This is a genomic window from Acinetobacter sp. TG2027 (assembly GCF_000302435.1).
GTDB lineage: Bacteria > Pseudomonadota > Gammaproteobacteria > Pseudomonadales > Moraxellaceae > Acinetobacter > Acinetobacter pittii.
Map to the genome: position 1 here is coordinate 19507 of NZ_AMJN01000024.1, position 15576 is coordinate 35082.

Sequence of the window (15576 nt, forward strand, 5' to 3'; positions counted from 1 at the left end):
AAATAGCTCAACTCTGAGCTATTTTTTTTATTTGAGAAGCACTAAATGACCCAACAAACTTGTCCATGTGGAAAAGGCAGCTATACCCAATGTTGTGAGCCTTTACATTTAGGCACAGCCAAAGCACTAACGGCAGAGCAGCTTATGCGTTCACGTTATAGCGCTTTTGCATTACAGCAAATTGATTATATTGTGCAAACGACTGCTTTAGGTCAGCAAACAGCACTTGATAAAGATAGCATTGCAGAGTGGAGCAAACAAAATCAGTGGTTGGGTTTAGAGGTGGTTAACGCCAACGAAAAGTTAGATAAAACCCATGCACAGGTTGAGTTCAGGGCTCACTATCATGATCGACAAAAAGCCCAAATTCATCATGAGGTTTCACATTTTGTTTATCATCAGCAAAAATGGTTTTTCCTCGACCCAACGGTCGATATGCAGGTCACAATGAAACAACCTTGTATATGTGGTTCAGGAAAAAAATTTAAGCAATGCTGTGCACAATTTCTGTAAGTTTATCTTAAAATACGCCCACTGTTTGGCCTGAGGGAAAGGGCGATGTTACTCACCGTTATTTATATTATTGCGATTACTGCGGAAGCCATGACAGGTGCATTGTCTGCTGGTCGACGGAGTATGGACTGGTTCGGTGTCGTACTGATTGCCTGTGTGACTGCTTTAGGTGGTGGTTCGGTGCGAGATGTATTGCTTGGCCACTATCCTTTAACTTGGGTAAAACATCCGGAATACTTAGTTCTGACCTGTTGTGCTGCATTTGTCACGATTATTATTGCCAAATGGATGCGTCATTTACATAACATCTTTTTGGTGCTCGATGCATTAGGCTTGATTGGTTTTACGATCATTGGTTGTCAGATTGCCCTACAAATGGGACATGGTTTTGTCGTGTCGGCAGTAGCAGGGGTGTTGACTGGAGTATCTGGTGGTATTTTACGTGATATTTTATGTAACGATGTTCCATTCGTTTTCCGCCGTGAACTCTATGCGAGTATCTCTTTTGTGGCAGTCATCTGTTACTGGGTTTGTCAGGATTTAGGATTAAGCCTAGAGTTAACCGTTATTTCAACTTTAATTTTTGGCTTTACCTTACGTCTGATTGCAATCTATTTTGGCTTAGAAATGCCTAAATTTATTTATAAAGATGATGATGCAGAATCGGCTTCTTCAACCGATGAACATTAAACATGCAGAATTCGATGTGAGCATGATATAACAATTAAATATATTGTCTTGCTCACTTATTTTTTCCAGTAGAGTTTTTCCTATGGATCTGGTTTCACGTATACAAAATCTTCCAATTGGCAAATTTCACTACACATTACTGTGGGTGGTTGGTTTAGGTTGGATGTTTGATGCGATGGACACCGGTATCATTGCTTTTATCATGACAACGCTTGTTAAAGACTGGGCATTAACACCAGCCGAAAGCGGTTGGATTGTGAGTATCGGTTTTGTAGGAATGGCTATTGGAGCTGTTTGCTCAGGAGCTTTAGCAGACCGCTTTGGCCGAAAGACAATATTTGCTATAACCATGGCGATCTATAGCATTGCGACTGCATTATGTGCTTTTGCTCCAGATTTGAAGTGGTTATTAATTTTCCGTTTTATTGTTGGTCTTGGGCTTGGTGGTCAGTTACCCGTTGCAGTGACATTGGTGAGTGAATATATACCTGCACATGTACGTGGTCGTTTTATCGTCCTACTCGAAAGTTTTTGGGGTTTGGGTTGGTTAGTTGCTGCACTCATTTCTTATTTTATTATTCCTAAATTTGGTTGGCACATTGCATTTCTTATGGGCGGCCTCCCACTAATTTATATTTTAGTGATTTGGAAAAAACTCCCTGAATCGATACCTTACCTGATTAATCGTGGACGTGTTGAAGAAGCACACGCATTAGTTCAAAAATTAGAAGCTCAAGCAGGCGTTCAAATTGTTCATCATATTGAAGTCGTGCCTGTAGCCATGCGACAAAAAGTCTCTTTTAAACAACTTTGGAGTGGTCAATTTGCTCGCAGAAGCTTAATGCTTTGGCTCATCTGGTTTGGAATTGTGTATTCCTACTACGGAATCTTTACGTGGCTGCCAAGTTTATTAGTGAAACAGGGCTATGACATCGTTAAATCTTTTGAATATGTTTTGCTTATGATTTTGGCGCAGCTACCAGGCTACTTGGCAGCGGCATGGTTTGTAGAGCGATTGGGTAGAAAAATTACACTCGCTGCATTTATCGGTTTTTGTGCGTTGTCTGCATATTTCTTTGGACAAGCCGATAGTGTAAATAGCATTATGTTTTGGGGTTGTCTCATGTCCTTCTTTAATTTGGGTGCATGGGGAGTGTTATATACCTATACGCCAGAGCAATATCCAGCCAACATTCGGGCTTTTGGTTCGGGCTGGGCATCGGCAATGGGCCGTTTAGGTGGAATTTTGGCGCCGATAGTCGTCACTCATATGATGGTTTCCAAAAATGGGTTTAGCCATGTTTTTATGATGTTTACTATTGTTTTACTTTTGGTTGCAGCTGTAATTTTAATATTAGGTGAAGAAACCCAAGGTAAAAGACTTGAGTCGATAGGTCTCTAGTTTTGCCTAAGTTTATAGCAAGTAACTAAAAATATAGAGAGATGAGACATAATTTGACGCTCAGGTGACAGAGTCCCTCTTGTGTCTGTAACATAGCCCACTTAGCATAAGACTCACTTAAAATAACGACTGATTTGGAAGATAAGCTGACTATGACCAGCCTTGCGCATCAAGCGACAGAAAACCGCTCTGTAGCCGAATTTACTGAACAGGCTTACCTAAATTATGCCATGTACGTCATCATGGACCGTGCATTGCCACATATCAGTGACGGCTTAAAACCTGTACAGCGCCGTATTGTCTATGCCATGAGCGAGTTGGGCTTAAAAAGCAGTGGTAAGCCAAAAAAATCGGCCCGTACTGTGGGTGACGTACTAGGTAAATATCATCCGCATGGTGATTCGGCATGTTATGAAGCCATGGTGTTGATGGCTCAGCCATTTAGTTATCGTTATCCTTTAATTGAAGGTCAAGGGAACTGGGGTTCACCAGATGATCCTAAATCGTTTGCTGCGATGCGTTATACCGAGGCAAAACTTTCTGCCTACAGCGAGTTATTACTAAGTGAGTTAGGGCAAGGCACGAGTGAATGGCAAGATAACTTTGACGGTTCATTAAAAGAACCGATTACCTTGCCAGCAAGAGTTCCTAATATTCTGCTGAATGGTACAACTGGTATTGCGGTTGGTATGGCGACTGATATTCCGCCACATAATTTGCGTGAAGTGATTAAAGGAACAATTGCCTTAATTCGTAATCCGCAAACATCAGACGAGAAATTGGCTGAATATATTCCAGCGCCAGATTTACCAACCAAAGCTGAAATTATTACTCCGCCTGAAGAATTACTCAAAATCCAGACGACTGGACGTGGTAGTTACCGCATGCGAGCGGTTTATACCATCGAAAAAAATGAAATCGTGATTACCGAATTGCCGTATCAAGTATCGGGTTCTAAGGTGATCACTCAAATTGCCGACCAAATGCAGGCTAAGAAGCTACCATTAGTGGTGGATGTGCGTGACGAGTCGGATCATGAAAACCCAACACGACTCGTGATTGTACTTCGTTCTAACCGTATTGATGCTGAAGCGGTGATGAGCCACTTATTTGCGACTACCGATTTAGAATCAAGCTATCGCGTTAATTTAAACATGATTGGTGAGGATGGTCGTCCTCAGGTTAAGTCAATTCGTCGTATCTTACTTGAGTGGATTGAGATCCGTAAAAAAACGGTTACTCGCCGTTTGGAATATCATTTAAACCGAATTGAAAAACGCCTACATATTTTGGCAGGCCTTTTAATTGCTTATCTCGATATTGATACAGTTATTCGTATTATTCGTGAAGAAGATCAGCCTAAACCTGTATTGATGGATCATTTCAAAATTGATGAGATACAAGCAGAAGCAATTTTAGAACTCAAGTTACGCCATTTAGCAAAACTTGAAGAGATGGAAATCCGTCAAGAACAGGATGAACTCTCAGCAAAAGCAGCGATTATTCGTGAACAATTAGAAAACCCAGAATCTTTAAAAAACCTGATTATTGGTGAATTAAAAGAAGACGCGAAAAAGTTTGGTGACGAACGCCGTTCTCCAATTGTCGCACGTGCTGAAGCTGTTCAGATTAGAGAACAAGATTTAATGCCGGCTGAAGCAGTAACGGTGGTTTTATCTGAAGCGGGATGGATTCGTGCTGCAAAAGGTGCGGATGTTGATGCAGAGAATTTAAACTATCGTGTTGGTGACCAATATTTAAGTCATGCGGTGGGCAAAACCAATCAACGAATTTATTTCCTTGATGAGACAGGGCGTAGTTATGCCTTGCCTATTAGCAGTTTGCCATCAGCAAGAGGTTTAGGCGAGCCATTAAGTTCGAAGCTTGCTCCTGCAAGTGGAGTCGCGTTTATTCAGGTCTATTTAGATGATGAAGAGTCAGAACTTATTGCTGCTAGCTCATCAGGTTATGGTTTTAAAACTCAAGTCAAACAGTTAGATACTAATGCCAAGGCAGGAAAAAGCTTCTTGTCGGTACCTGAAAAGTCAAAAGCGCTACCGTTAATATCTGCCCAAAACATGACACATTTGGCTGTACTCAGCTCAGCAGGTCGACTCTTGATTATTGATTTATCAGAACTGCCAAATTTAAATAAGGGTAAAGGTAATAAGTTGATACAACTTGAAGCGAAAGAGCAGATTTTATCCATGACAACCCTGAACTTAGATGAAATAATTCAGGTGGTTGCAGGTCAACAACATCTAAAACTAAAAGGTGATGATCTACAGAAATACATGGGTAAACGAGCTTCAAAAGGTCACCTCTTACCACGTGGATATCAAAAAGCAAATAAACTGTTGATTCAGAGATAAAGCTAGCGTCGGGCAACATAAATACGCTATATATGGCAATAAGTTCAAGCAATGAACTGAACTTATTGGTATTGGATAACGATTAAAAGGACAGCAATTTGGAGTACGCAATTTGTACTCCATGCAAAAAATTTGGCAGGGTCAAATTGTCAAAACTTCTGTCTCATAATCTTGTTCGAAAGTGTCATGAATGTGCCAATAAGTTTTAAATATGTTCTGGCACCAAGAAGCTAAAGAATAGCTGGGGCATTGAATAACAGTTATTACTAAGGATTACGAATCGGAGATAATGGCATTATGGAAAAGATTTGGTTTGCAGAATACCAAAAAACAGGGATTCCAGAAACAGTAGCATTGCCTGCGGAAAATACCTCTCTTGTTGATATTTTTGAGAGTAATTTCCAAAAATTTGGTTCTCGTGATGCCTTTATCTTTATGGATAAAGCGATGTCATTTAACGAGTTGGAACTTGCAAGCCGTAAGTTCGCGACCTATTTGCAAAATTTGGGGTTAGCAAAGGGAACTCGTGTGGCAGTGATGATGCCAAACGTATTGCAATATCCTGTAGTTGCATTAGCTGTGTTACGTGCAGGCTTAGTATTAGTGAATGTAAACCCACTTTATACTGCGCGTGAGCTTGAGCATCAATTAAATGACTCGGGTTCAGAAGTACTCGTGATTATCGAAAACTTTGCCAGTGTTTACCAAAGCATTTTAGGTAAAACTCCTGTGAAGCATGTTGTAGTTGCGACAGTAGGAGATATGCTTGGTACGCTTAAAGGTACATTAGTAAATTTTGTATTACGTAAAGTACGTAAGCAAATTCCTGCTTGGAATATTCCAGGGTACGTTAAATTTAATACAGCATTAAATAAAGTAAGTCCGAGTAATTATAAGCGTCCAAATTTAACTTTAAGTGATACTGCCGTGCTTCAATATACGGGTGGTACTACAGGTGTTTCAAAAGGTGCGGAATTAACACATCTTAATTTGGTTGCCAATCTTTTACAGTGTGATGGTATCTTCCAAAGTAAATTTGGTGCAAATGATGGTGCTAAAGGCGACCGTATTGTTTGCGCATTACCGCTTTATCATATTTTTGCGTTCATGGTTTGCGCGATGTACGGTATGTATAAAGGTCAGGCAAATATCTTGATTCCGAACCCACGTGATTTACCAGCGGTAATTAATGAATTACGTAAATATCAGCCATCATTCTTCCCAGCAGTAAATACATTATTTAATGCTTTAGTAAACAATGAAGAATTTAAACAACTTGACCATAGCAATTTAAAAATGGCGATGGGCGGTGGTATGGCAGTTCTACCTTCTACAGCAGAAGCGTGGAAGAAGATTACTGGTACAACCATTATTGAAGGTTATGGTTTGTCTGAGACTTCTCCGGTAGCGACTGCAAACCCTCCTGCATCTACTGAATTTAGCGGCACAATTGGTATTCCATTACCTTTAACAGAAGTTGCTATTTTAGATGATGACGGTAAAGAAGTTGCCTTAGGTGAGCAAGGTGAAATCTCTATTCGTGGTCCTCAAGTCATGAAAGGCTATTGGAAGCGTCCTGATGAGACTGCGAAAGTCATGACTGCAGACGGTTTCTTCCGTACTGGTGATATCGGCGTTATGGATAGCCGTGGATATACTAAAATTGTAGACCGTAAAAAAGATATGATTTTGGTTTCTGGCTTTAACGTTTATCCAAGCGAAATCGAAGAAGTTATTGCTAAACATCCAAAAGTATTGGAAGTTGCAGCAATTGGTGTTCCTGATGAAAAATCAGGTGAAGTGCCAAAACTCTTTATCGTGAAAAAAGACCAAAGCTTAACAACTGAAGAAATTTTGAACTTTGCTAAAGAAAACTTAACAGGTTATAAACGCCCTCGTTATGTTGAGTTTATGGATGAATTACCTAAATCAAACGTAGGCAAAATCTTACGTAAAGATTTACGTAAACCAGCTTAAAGAAGTCAATAAAAAAGCGCCTTAGGGCGCTTTTTTTGTTTTTACATTTTATTGTGGCTCTTCATAAACCAGCGGTCTATGTAAGGACGACCAATTCCTACCATCCCAACAAAAACTAGCATTGTGCCCAATTGTAAACGCAGATGAGTTAAATCGAGCTGACCATAACTTAAATAATTATCTGCTAGGCAATATAGGGTAATCACAATTAACCAATGCCATAAAGGAAGTCGTTTAATACCGACTGCAATAAAAGTAATTGTTAAAATAACAAAGGTGCCCAATGTCGATTGCCAATTTAGATTTGCACAAATCACACTCAATAAAAAAGCGACAATAGGAAGTACGATTTTTAATATACGGTCTACCTGAAGTTGATTTTGTTTTTGCTTCTCTAAGACTTCAAACAATTCTTTTTGATCAGGTTGTTGCATACATGGCCCTATTAATCAGTGATGACAAGTGATTGCATAAAATTTCAGGTAAAAACGCAATGTTATGATAGCATGATCAACAGTATTTTCAGTGATGGATGGCACTATGCAGGGCATCAGCGGCATTATCTATATTATTTTAGTGGCATGTTTGCTGCCATACGCATTTACCGTAATTGCAAAATTTACAGGTGGTTTTCAGCCCGTTGATAATCAAAACCCGAGAGCTTTTTTGGCTAAAACAACAGGCCTTGCTGCTCGCGCTAATGCCGTACAACAAAATAGCTTTGAAAGCCTACCTTTATTCTTAACTGCTATTTTAATGGCTGAATATATGGTTGTTCCGGAATATTTTATTCTGAGATTAGGTTGGGCATATATTATTTTAAGAGTTATTTATGGCATTTGCTATTTAAGTAACTGGGCAACTTTACGCTCGATTGTTTGGTTCTTATCGATATTGTGTCCAATCTTTCTATTAGTGGTCACGATTAAACTGACTTGAGTGTCATTCTGTCATCATTCATATCAACTTTCGCGTGTGCCCATTGTATAATCGGCATCATTTTGATGATATCCACGCTATAATCGAGTGGATTTTACATCTGACTTCATAACGAAAGAGTATTGATATGAGTTACAGCAATATCCCAGCAGGTAAAGATGCGCCAAATGACATCTATGTCATCATTGAAATTCCTGCAAATGCAGCACCAATTAAATATGAAATCGATAAAGATTCTGATGCATTGTTTGTAGACCGTTTCATGGGTACAGCAATGTTCTATCCAGCGAACTATGGCTATGTTCCAAATACTTTGTCTGAAGATGGCGACCCATTAGACGTACTTGTTGTAACTCCACATCCTGTTGCTGCTGGTTCTGTAATTCGTTGCCGTCCAGTGGGCAAATTAAACATGGAAGATGACGGTGGTATTGATGCGAAATTAATCGCTGTTCCACACGAAAAATTATCTCCACTTTACAAAGACGTGAAGGAATATACAGATCTTCCTCCGTTATTGATTAGCCAAGTTGAGCATTTCTTCAGTCACTATAAAGATTTAGAACCAGGTAAGTGGGTAAAAATCAGTGGTTGGGAAGGTGCTGATGTTGCTAAAGCAGAAGTATTAAAAGCAATTGAAGCTGCTAAATAAGCTTTAATTTATAAGCTCAGAATTTCTGAATTGATATTTTGAGCTTAATAAAAAACCTACATCTGTTGCCAGACGTAGGTTTTTTTATACTTGATAGATTTGTGAATTAGAATAATTTCACAGGAATATCAAGGAAGATACGCCATTCATTCGTATCGCCAATATAGGCTTTCGATTGGTAAGCATCACTCGCACGGTAGTAAGAGTTACGAATACGAAGGCTTGCATCTTTAGCAAAACCACTTTGAACTGTGTATTTCACTTGGTTAAAGAACTCACGTTCTTCAGCATCATCAGTTAAGCCTTTAACTTTGATGTCCCAACCGTATACAAATGCAGTTGTCCAGTTCAGACCAGGTAATACGCCTAACTTACCAAAATCAACATTGTACTGAATTTGTGCAGATTTTTCATCGTTACCGATGAAGTCTGACATGTAAGAGTTCGGTAAATAGATACTTTGGAAGCCATCAGCATTTTGACCATAGTCATAACCGACATTACCACTGTTTTGTTGGTATGCTAACATCACACTATGTGGGCCAGTTGCATAAGTTCCTGAAATTGCCCAAATATTGTTTTTACGGTTAGATTTGTCATCAGTAGTTTCTGAATATGTAATAGCATTTTCATCAAACTTAGTATGATAACCACTGAAATCATAAGTTAATGAACTGTCATTAGCCAATGGCTGTTTAAAGTTCACATTTATATAATGACGTTCAAGTGCATTTTTGCTGTCTAAACCATAGTAAGATGCATTTAAATTATCATCAAACTTGTATTTAGCACCCCAAACAATTGCACGATCAAGACCATTACCATTTACGTCAGCATCGGTATTGATTTGATCAGACATTTGGTCTTTAGTAAATTTACCAGCAACCAATTCAAGATTTTTGATTTCATGGCTAGTTAATAAAGTACCTGTAAAGTATTCAGGAACCATACGTCCAGTATTACTTGCAAGAACAGGTAGGTCGAGTACTTGAGTACCGTAACGTACTGTTGTATTCGAGAAACGTGCTTTAACGCTACCACCACCACGAGCCCAGTGATCATAAGCGGAGCCATCATTATGTAATGGGATCATTTGGTTACCGGCATTTTTATTTTCACCGATCTTAAATGAACCATCACCCACAGCGCCAACACCGAAACCAACAATACCAGGGGTAAAGCCAGATTCAATACTTACAATTGCTGATTGAGCAAATGAGCTAGTATCTTTTGCGCCCTGTTTTTTGTCACGGTTGATGTAACCTGTACGGAAGAGAATAGAACCGTTCGCATCTTCAACAAATCCTTTTGCCTCACTTTGCTCGCTTGCCTGAGCTGAGGAAATTATTGCCGCAGAAATGAGAACTGCTAATGTAAGTTTTTGTGCTTTTAGCATATTTAAAGAACCTCATAAAAACGATAAATCCTGTGCCTTGTTATTGTTCAGGGCCTAGGATTTCCATCAATTGTATAAGTAATCTGTAAAAAAGATATATTTTTGTTCATTTTATTTTATATATGCTATGCAGGATTTGATTAATGTGGTAGGGGTTGTTTAATAAATTTATAATTCGTCTTTTATACTTAATCTATTGTTTAAAATAAAAAAAGTAATTTAATTTTTAGTGGATTTTTATCATTTATTTTGTATTTAAAGTTCAAAAAATAGTTGATTCTTGTGTTCATTTTTTACTCTTTTTTGTTGGATATGTTCACTTTTTAATCTTATTTTAAGTTTCTTTTTTCATCACTTTTATTTTTATACCCTTTAAATTGTTACTATATAACTTTATTTTAAAAATGGAATGTACAAAAATAGATCACTACAGGCAGCCAACAAAATATGTTTAGGTTGATCAAATTTAGTGCAATATATTGCTTGTATTTTGTGCACTACTCTTTTTGTTCATATTATTGCTTAAAAAAGACCCAAAATAGTACATCTACTTTAAACAAGTAATAAATAAACAAATCCAATGAGTAGAAATGCGCAATTACAGATCATTACAAGCACTGTCCTCCAGAAATTTACATACTTTTTATATCTCGCCTTTAAGATTAAATAGAAAATTTATGTGCAACAAATGAATACTTCTCACCTCGCTCATTAATTTCCGACAAGGGGTTTTCGTATGTTTAGTATTTTTTCTTGTATAAGAATTTTATTTTATCACTATGTTTTTTATAGATATATTTTTATAAAAATTACACAGCAATTTTATAATAAAGTGAGTTTGATCTCAAAATTAATGAAGAGCACTGATAGCAAATTTGTACTTGGCACAGCAATTGCTAAAGCTCAAGTAACACAATTTGTTTAATTCCTATAAATCGTGCGTTCATTGTGGGGGAGATCAAAATGATGAAATTTGCACTTAAGGCAGTAACTCTTGGTATCTTTGCAGCAGGGTCAACTATGGCTATGGCTGAAGATGCTCCATCTTTTTATGGAATCACGGCAACAGGTAGTGTGGCAGCGACCACAGACTACCGTTTCCGTGGTGTTACCCAATCGTCAAATAACCCAGCTATTCAAGGTGGGTTCACTTTTTCTCATAAGTCAGGCGCTTATGTTGCGCTTTGGGGCTCAAGCGTAGACTTTAATACACCTGGTGTTTCAACTGAAACCGATATCTCTTTAGGTTATACAAATACATTAAAATTGTCTGATACGCTTGCACCAACTTATGATGTGGGTGTAATTCATTATGGATACATTGGTTCTGACTCAAAATTTACTAACCCATACAATGGTGATACTGGCTTCGACTTCACCGAATTTTACGGAAAATTAACGTTTGCAGACTCTTTATTTAAAGGTGATGCACTTAGCGTGGGCGTAAGCTATTCAGATGATTACTGGGGCCACTCTGATGAGTTCTGGTATTTCAACGTCGGTTATTCAGCACCAATTGCAGACACAGGATTTACTGGACTTGCTTCAGTTGGTTATAACAAACTCAAAAACAAAGACTCTTTACTTGTAGTTGCGGGTGGGCCAGGTGAAGACGATAGCTATATCGATTATAAAGTTGGTGTGAATTATAACATCTTGGGTATTGTTGCTGAGCTAGATGTTGTTGGTACAGACATTAGTACTTCTGGTATGACTGATGCTGGTAAGAAACCTTATGACACGGGCTTGGTGTTTAGTTTAACTAAAACATTCTAAGTTTGAGTTTTAAAAAAGCGGGTGAGTAACCCGCTTTTTTATTAGTTTTCTATTTCAGAAAGTAGCTGTTTTAACTGGTTAAGCTCAATATCCGTAGCTTTAGATAATGGCTTGCGTGGTAAGCCCGCAGAGACACCTTTTAGTTGTAAACCAGCTTTAATCGTTTTAGGTAAACCACCATTTACAATAAAGCGTAGTAGAGGAAGTTGCTGATAAAATGAATTCTGGGCCTGTTCCAATTCACCATTTTTCACATGTTCAATAAGCTGTTGAGGTCGCTGACCTAACAGGTTCGGTGCTGCTGTACACCAACCGCTTGCTCCCGCACATAAAGCTTCTAAAGCTAGAGGGTTACACCCGTTATAAAAAGGGAGTTCTCCTTTTGATAGCTCATAAATTTTATGCATGCGCTGAATATCACCGCTACTTTCTTTCACCATCGTAATATTTGCAATGCTATTAAACATACGCACAATTAACTCTGGAGACATATCAACACCGCTAGTCGCGGGGTTGTTATAAATCATAATTGGTAGTGTGGTTTCTTGGGCAATTGATTGATAATATTCAAAAATCTCTTGGTCTGTTAGCTTCCAATAAGATATAGGAATCACCATGAGTGCATCTGCACCGTAGCTTTGAGCGATTTGGGCTTTTTTAATGGCTTGATCAGTCGTGAGTTCTGAAATTCCAATAATGACAGGCACGCGTTTATTAATACTTTCAATTGAAGTTCTTGCGACTAAGCACCATTCATCCCATTCAAGATAAGCGCTTTCGCCTGTACTGCCTAAAGGCGCAATCGCATCGCAGCCATTTGCAATCAGCAAATCCAGTATTTGTTTCAAAACAGGAAGATTAATGGTGTTGTCATCAGAAAATGGGGTAACAGGGTAGCCAATAATGCCGTTTAGTTTCATGGTCGAAATCTCTTTTTAAATACAGTCAGAATGTTTTTTCAAAGCTTTACGTGCGTAGTAGGCAAAGTTCACTTTGTTACGTTTATCGGTAGAAACCCAGTCATGAGCTTCTGTTGCTAAATCATGTGGGATCGGCTGGATTTGTCCGGCAGACATCGCTAGCAGTTGCAGTTGAGCTGCTCGTTCAATTAAAAGAGCCAAGTTGCAGGCTTCTTCAATGGTTTTTCCTGTAACCAGTTGGCCATGATGAGACAATAAAACAGCGCGGTTTTTACCCAGAGCAGAAGAAATCAAAATACCTTCTTCATTACCTACAGGGACACCTGGCCAATGACCTACAAATGAGCAGTCTTCGTAAAGTGCGCAAACGTCCATTTGGGAAACCATAAGTGGAACCTGTAGCATCGATAGAGCCGCTACATGAGTTGGATGCGTATGGATAATGCAATTCACCTCTGGGTGTTCTCTATAAATCCATGTGTGAAAACGATTGGCTGGGTTTGCCATTCCTTCTTGATTGATGGGTTCTAAATCTTGATTCACCTCAAGTAAATTTGAGGCAGTAATTTCATCAAAACCTAAACCAAAACGTTGGGTAATAAAGGAGTCTTTATTTTCACTACGGCAGGTAATTTGGCCTGCTAAACCAGCATCATGGCCATGGTCAAATAAAATACGACAAGTGAGTGCAAGCTTTTGACGATCAGTTAAATCTGAGTCGCTAATCCACTTTTGCATGTCTTGCTGTGCATGTTGCATCAGGTCTTGTTTGTTTACAGCAGCAGTCTTCATCTCTTCTCCAGTCCAGTTGACCAAATTAAGTAGGTGAAGGCAGAATAGAAAATAGCTGGATGAATCAATACATCCAGTTTTTATAAGTTGTATGGTCCAGATGGGGTGGATATGCTAAGACCTTGGCAAGTACATTTTCGTATCGATGAAAGAGAAGAAAAAACGGTTTTTCTAAAACTGACTAACTTGATTAGTCAGGAAATTTTAAGTGGGCGTTTAGTGCAGGGGACTATGCTGCCAGGGTCTCGTAGCCTGTCAAAAGAACTAGGAATTAATCGAAAAACCGTACAAGCAGTCTATGAAGAATTAGAAGCACAAGGATGGCTTGTGACCCTTCCCCGAAAAGGCACATTTGTGGCGGATGTTTTGCCAGAAAAACAGTTTCAAATAGAGCCAGTATCTGAGCGAAAAGTTAATGATAAACCAATCACTCAAGAAGTGATTCAACGCCCACATAACGATGGTGTGCCAGATCCGAGGCTTATTCCCTACGAACTATTTTCGCGGGCATACCGGCATGCACTGATTAAAATTACGCAAAACCAGTACATGGGATATGGTGACCCACGAGGGATGGTTGAGCTAAGACAGGCTTTACAACAAATGCTATCGATGGAACGTTTTATGAATGTTGCCGAAGATGAGATTTGTATTGTACGTGGTAGCCAGATGGGAATTTTTCTTGCCTCTCGAGCATTACCCAATCGGCAGGGCATTATCGTTGTTGAGGAATTATATTATCCATCTGCTTTTAAAGCATTTCAGTCAAATGGCTTTCAAGTGGTTTCTGTTAAATTAGATGAACAAGGTATTGTCATTGAAGATTTAGAACGGATTTTACAAGAGCATTCTGTAGCTGCCATTTATACAACTCCGCATCATCAATATCCTACAACTGTCACCATGACCATGTCTCGCCGTCTTCAACTCTTAGAGCTTTCAAAAAAATGGGGCTTTTATATTATTGAAGATGATTATGACCACGAATTCCACTATGACAGTCGGCCTATGCCACCCTTAGCGAGTTTGCCTCATTCTGAATTGGTTATTCATATTGGCTCATTGTCTAAGGTCTTTGCACCCGGCGTCCGATTGGGATACGTCGTGGCATCCTCAACAATCATTCAATCCATTACTGAAGATATTCTATTGATTGATCGGCAAGGCAATAACATTACGGAACTTGCTTTAGCAGATTTAATGCATCGAGGGGAAATCAAGCGGCATATCCGTAAAATGAAAAAAATATATCAACTACGCCGTGACCATGCCTTAGCTGAGTTCCATCGAGTTTTTGCTGAGACTGTTCAGATACAACCACCTGCAGGTGGAATGGCCTTATGGGCGAAATTCCAGAAAGCATTTACTCAAGATCAGCTTATAAAATTAAAAGAACTTAACATTGATACAGAGCATAAGTTTAAACAGGAAGAATGTACTAATCATTGTATCCGTTTTGGCTTTGCGGCTTTATCAGAGAAAGAAATTACTTGCTTAATTGAGACTTTAAATGGAGCTTTTAATAAAAGAACAGCGGACTCATAATCCGCTGTTTTATTTTAAGAAAGTTCACTCTAATTCATTTCTACATTTTTGAATCTCTGAGACAAAGGTAAGCAGAAAGGGAGTAATTTGTGACTTATATTTTTCGGTTTGTAGCATCTCGCTAATTTGTTCAGGAGATTTGCCGATGAGAGAAATCCTTAAAAATAAATCTTCAAAGAAATTGCTACTAACAGTCGACAATACTCTTCTTAAAGAAATCAGCATATCGTCGCCGCGGCTAGATGCATGAACTAGAACGATAGGCTTGTCTATGATTTCAGTACGGGAAACCATCCAATCAATTGCATTTTTAAGGCCACCTGGAATACAACGGATATATTCTGGACTTGAGATGATAATGCCATCTGCATCAGAAACAGATTTGATGAAATCTTCCACTACAGTAGGCGTTTTTTCTCCTTCATTATCTGGAGAAAAGACAGGCAGATTATTAATATGATCAAAAACTGTCAATTCAATGTCGGACGGTGCTATATCCTTCATTGCTCTTAATAGAGCAGTATTTGTAGATTCTTTTCTTGTACTACCTGAGATAGCCAAAATTTTCATAGCATCCTCTTTACTTCTATTAATACATAGGG

Annotated in this window: 15 protein-coding genes; 10 read left to right on the top strand and 5 right to left on the bottom strand. The window is 38.7% G+C overall.

The window, feature by feature from the left end:
• Positions 1 to 45 precede the first annotated feature (45 nt).
• The 5 genes from B806_RS0105795 to B806_RS0105815 all read left to right on the top strand — a co-directional run bounded on the left by B806_RS0105795 (position 46) and on the right by B806_RS0105815 (position 6954).
• The gene (locus B806_RS0105795) at positions 46 to 513 is read left to right on the top strand and encodes a YchJ family protein (protein ID WP_017385851.1); all 468 of its coding nucleotides are present in this window, start codon (positions 46 to 48) and stop codon (positions 511 to 513) included.
• Between the two features lie 45 nt (positions 514 to 558).
• Positions 559 to 1203, top strand: coding sequence for a trimeric intracellular cation channel family protein (locus tag B806_RS0105800; protein WP_002121256.1), 645 nt, complete (start codon positions 559 to 561; stop codon positions 1201 to 1203).
• Positions 1204 to 1285: 82 nt separating this feature from the next.
• On the top strand, positions 1286 to 2605 hold the full coding sequence (locus B806_RS0105805; protein ID WP_005804015.1) for an MFS transporter: 1320 nt from the start codon (positions 1286 to 1288) through the stop codon (positions 2603 to 2605).
• Between the two features lie 152 nt (positions 2606 to 2757).
• Positions 2758 to 4977: a DNA topoisomerase IV subunit A gene (gene parC, locus B806_RS0105810; protein WP_017385852.1), complete on the top strand. Its 2220-nt coding sequence runs from the start codon at positions 2758 to 2760 to the stop codon at positions 4975 to 4977.
• Between the two features lie 297 nt (positions 4978 to 5274).
• A complete protein-coding gene (locus B806_RS0105815) occupies positions 5275 to 6954 on the top strand; it encodes a long-chain-fatty-acid--CoA ligase (RefSeq protein WP_002121274.1) in 1680 nt (559 codons plus the stop codon).
• A 41-nt stretch (positions 6955 to 6995) separates the two neighbouring features.
• Here B806_RS0105815 and B806_RS0105820 read toward each other — a convergent pair whose 3' ends face one another.
• The gene (locus B806_RS0105820; RefSeq protein WP_014208156.1) at positions 6996 to 7388 is read right to left on the bottom strand and encodes a hypothetical protein; all 393 of its coding nucleotides are present in this window, start codon (positions 7386 to 7388) and stop codon (positions 6996 to 6998) included.
• A gap of 106 nt (positions 7389 to 7494) precedes the next feature.
• Here B806_RS0105820 and B806_RS0105825 point away from each other — a divergent pair, with 106 nt between their 5' ends.
• Entirely contained in the window at positions 7495 to 7893 is a 399-nt protein-coding gene (locus B806_RS0105825) for an MAPEG family protein (protein WP_002121258.1), read from the top strand.
• Between the two features lie 127 nt (positions 7894 to 8020).
• Positions 8021 to 8545, top strand: coding sequence for an inorganic diphosphatase (gene ppa / locus B806_RS0105830; protein WP_002121243.1), 525 nt, complete (start codon positions 8021 to 8023; stop codon positions 8543 to 8545).
• Between the two features lie 106 nt (positions 8546 to 8651).
• Here ppa and B806_RS0105835 read toward each other — a convergent pair whose 3' ends face one another.
• A complete protein-coding gene (locus B806_RS0105835; protein WP_017385853.1) occupies positions 8652 to 9941 on the bottom strand; it encodes an OprD family outer membrane porin in 1290 nt (429 codons plus the stop codon).
• Between the two features lie 736 nt (positions 9942 to 10677).
• Here B806_RS0105835 and B806_RS0105840 point away from each other — a divergent pair.
• Positions 10678 to 10866, top strand: a complete 189-nt coding sequence (locus tag B806_RS0105840; protein WP_017385854.1) for a hypothetical protein — start codon at positions 10678 to 10680, stop codon at positions 10864 to 10866.
• Between the two features lie 38 nt (positions 10867 to 10904).
• The gene (locus B806_RS0105845) at positions 10905 to 11717 is read left to right on the top strand and encodes a TorF family putative porin (protein WP_017385855.1); all 813 of its coding nucleotides are present in this window, start codon (positions 10905 to 10907) and stop codon (positions 11715 to 11717) included.
• Positions 11718 to 11758: 41 nt separating this feature from the next.
• On the opposite strand, the gene B806_RS0105850 is transcribed toward B806_RS0105845, so the two are convergent.
• Together B806_RS0105850 and B806_RS0105855 are read right to left on the bottom strand one after the other, a co-directional pair.
• Positions 11759 to 12637: a dihydrodipicolinate synthase family protein gene (locus B806_RS0105850; protein WP_017385856.1), complete on the bottom strand. Its 879-nt coding sequence runs from the start codon at positions 12635 to 12637 to the stop codon at positions 11759 to 11761.
• A 15-nt stretch (positions 12638 to 12652) separates the two neighbouring features.
• Positions 12653 to 13429 (bottom strand): aldolase, encoded by a 777-nt coding sequence (locus tag B806_RS0105855; RefSeq protein ID WP_017385857.1) that lies wholly within the window; start codon positions 13427 to 13429, stop codon positions 12653 to 12655.
• A gap of 111 nt (positions 13430 to 13540) precedes the next feature.
• On the opposite strand from B806_RS0105855, the gene B806_RS0105860 reads away from it, so the two are divergent.
• The gene (locus B806_RS0105860; RefSeq protein WP_017385858.1) at positions 13541 to 14974 is read left to right on the top strand and encodes a PLP-dependent aminotransferase family protein; all 1434 of its coding nucleotides are present in this window, start codon (positions 13541 to 13543) and stop codon (positions 14972 to 14974) included.
• A 24-nt stretch (positions 14975 to 14998) separates the two neighbouring features.
• Here the strand turns inward: B806_RS0105860 and B806_RS0105865 are convergent, their stop codons facing one another.
• A complete protein-coding gene (locus B806_RS0105865) occupies positions 14999 to 15544 on the bottom strand; it encodes an NADPH-dependent FMN reductase (RefSeq protein WP_017385859.1) in 546 nt (181 codons plus the stop codon).
• Positions 15545 to 15576 lie beyond the last annotated feature (32 nt).

Bases quoted from the DNA above. Each gene is read 5' to 3' on its own strand.
- B806_RS0105840 (WP_017385854.1), top strand. From the start codon at position 10,678: ATGTTTAGTATTTTTTCTTGTATAAGAATTTTATTTTATCACTATGTT.
- B806_RS0105845 (WP_017385855.1), top strand. From the start codon at position 10,905: ATGATGAAATTTGCACTTAAGGCAGTAACTCTTGGTATCTTTGCAGCA.
- B806_RS0105825 (WP_002121258.1), top strand. From the start codon at position 7,495: ATGCAGGGCATCAGCGGCATTATCTATATTATTTTAGTGGCATGTTTG.
- B806_RS0105805 (WP_005804015.1), top strand. From the start codon at position 1,286: ATGGATCTGGTTTCACGTATACAAAATCTTCCAATTGGCAAATTTCAC.
- B806_RS0105820 (WP_014208156.1), bottom strand. From the start codon at position 7,388: ATGCAACAACCTGATCAAAAAGAATTGTTTGAAGTCTTAGAGAAGCAA.
- B806_RS0105815 (WP_002121274.1), top strand. From the start codon at position 5,275: ATGGAAAAGATTTGGTTTGCAGAATACCAAAAAACAGGGATTCCAGAA.
- B806_RS0105800 (WP_002121256.1), top strand. From the start codon at position 559: ATGTTACTCACCGTTATTTATATTATTGCGATTACTGCGGAAGCCATG.
- B806_RS0105835 (WP_017385853.1), bottom strand. From the start codon at position 9,941: ATGCTAAAAGCACAAAAACTTACATTAGCAGTTCTCATTTCTGCGGCA.
- B806_RS0105860 (WP_017385858.1), top strand. From the start codon at position 13,541: ATGCTAAGACCTTGGCAAGTACATTTTCGTATCGATGAAAGAGAAGAA.
- B806_RS0105795 (WP_017385851.1), top strand. From the start codon at position 46: ATGACCCAACAAACTTGTCCATGTGGAAAAGGCAGCTATACCCAATGT.
- B806_RS0105850 (WP_017385856.1), bottom strand. From the start codon at position 12,637: ATGAAACTAAACGGCATTATTGGCTACCCTGTTACCCCATTTTCTGAT.
- parC (WP_017385852.1), top strand. From the start codon at position 2,758: ATGACCAGCCTTGCGCATCAAGCGACAGAAAACCGCTCTGTAGCCGAA.
- B806_RS0105865 (WP_017385859.1), bottom strand. From the start codon at position 15,544: ATGAAAATTTTGGCTATCTCAGGTAGTACAAGAAAAGAATCTACAAAT.
- ppa (WP_002121243.1), top strand. From the start codon at position 8,021: ATGAGTTACAGCAATATCCCAGCAGGTAAAGATGCGCCAAATGACATC.
- B806_RS0105855 (WP_017385857.1), bottom strand. From the start codon at position 13,429: ATGAAGACTGCTGCTGTAAACAAACAAGACCTGATGCAACATGCACAG.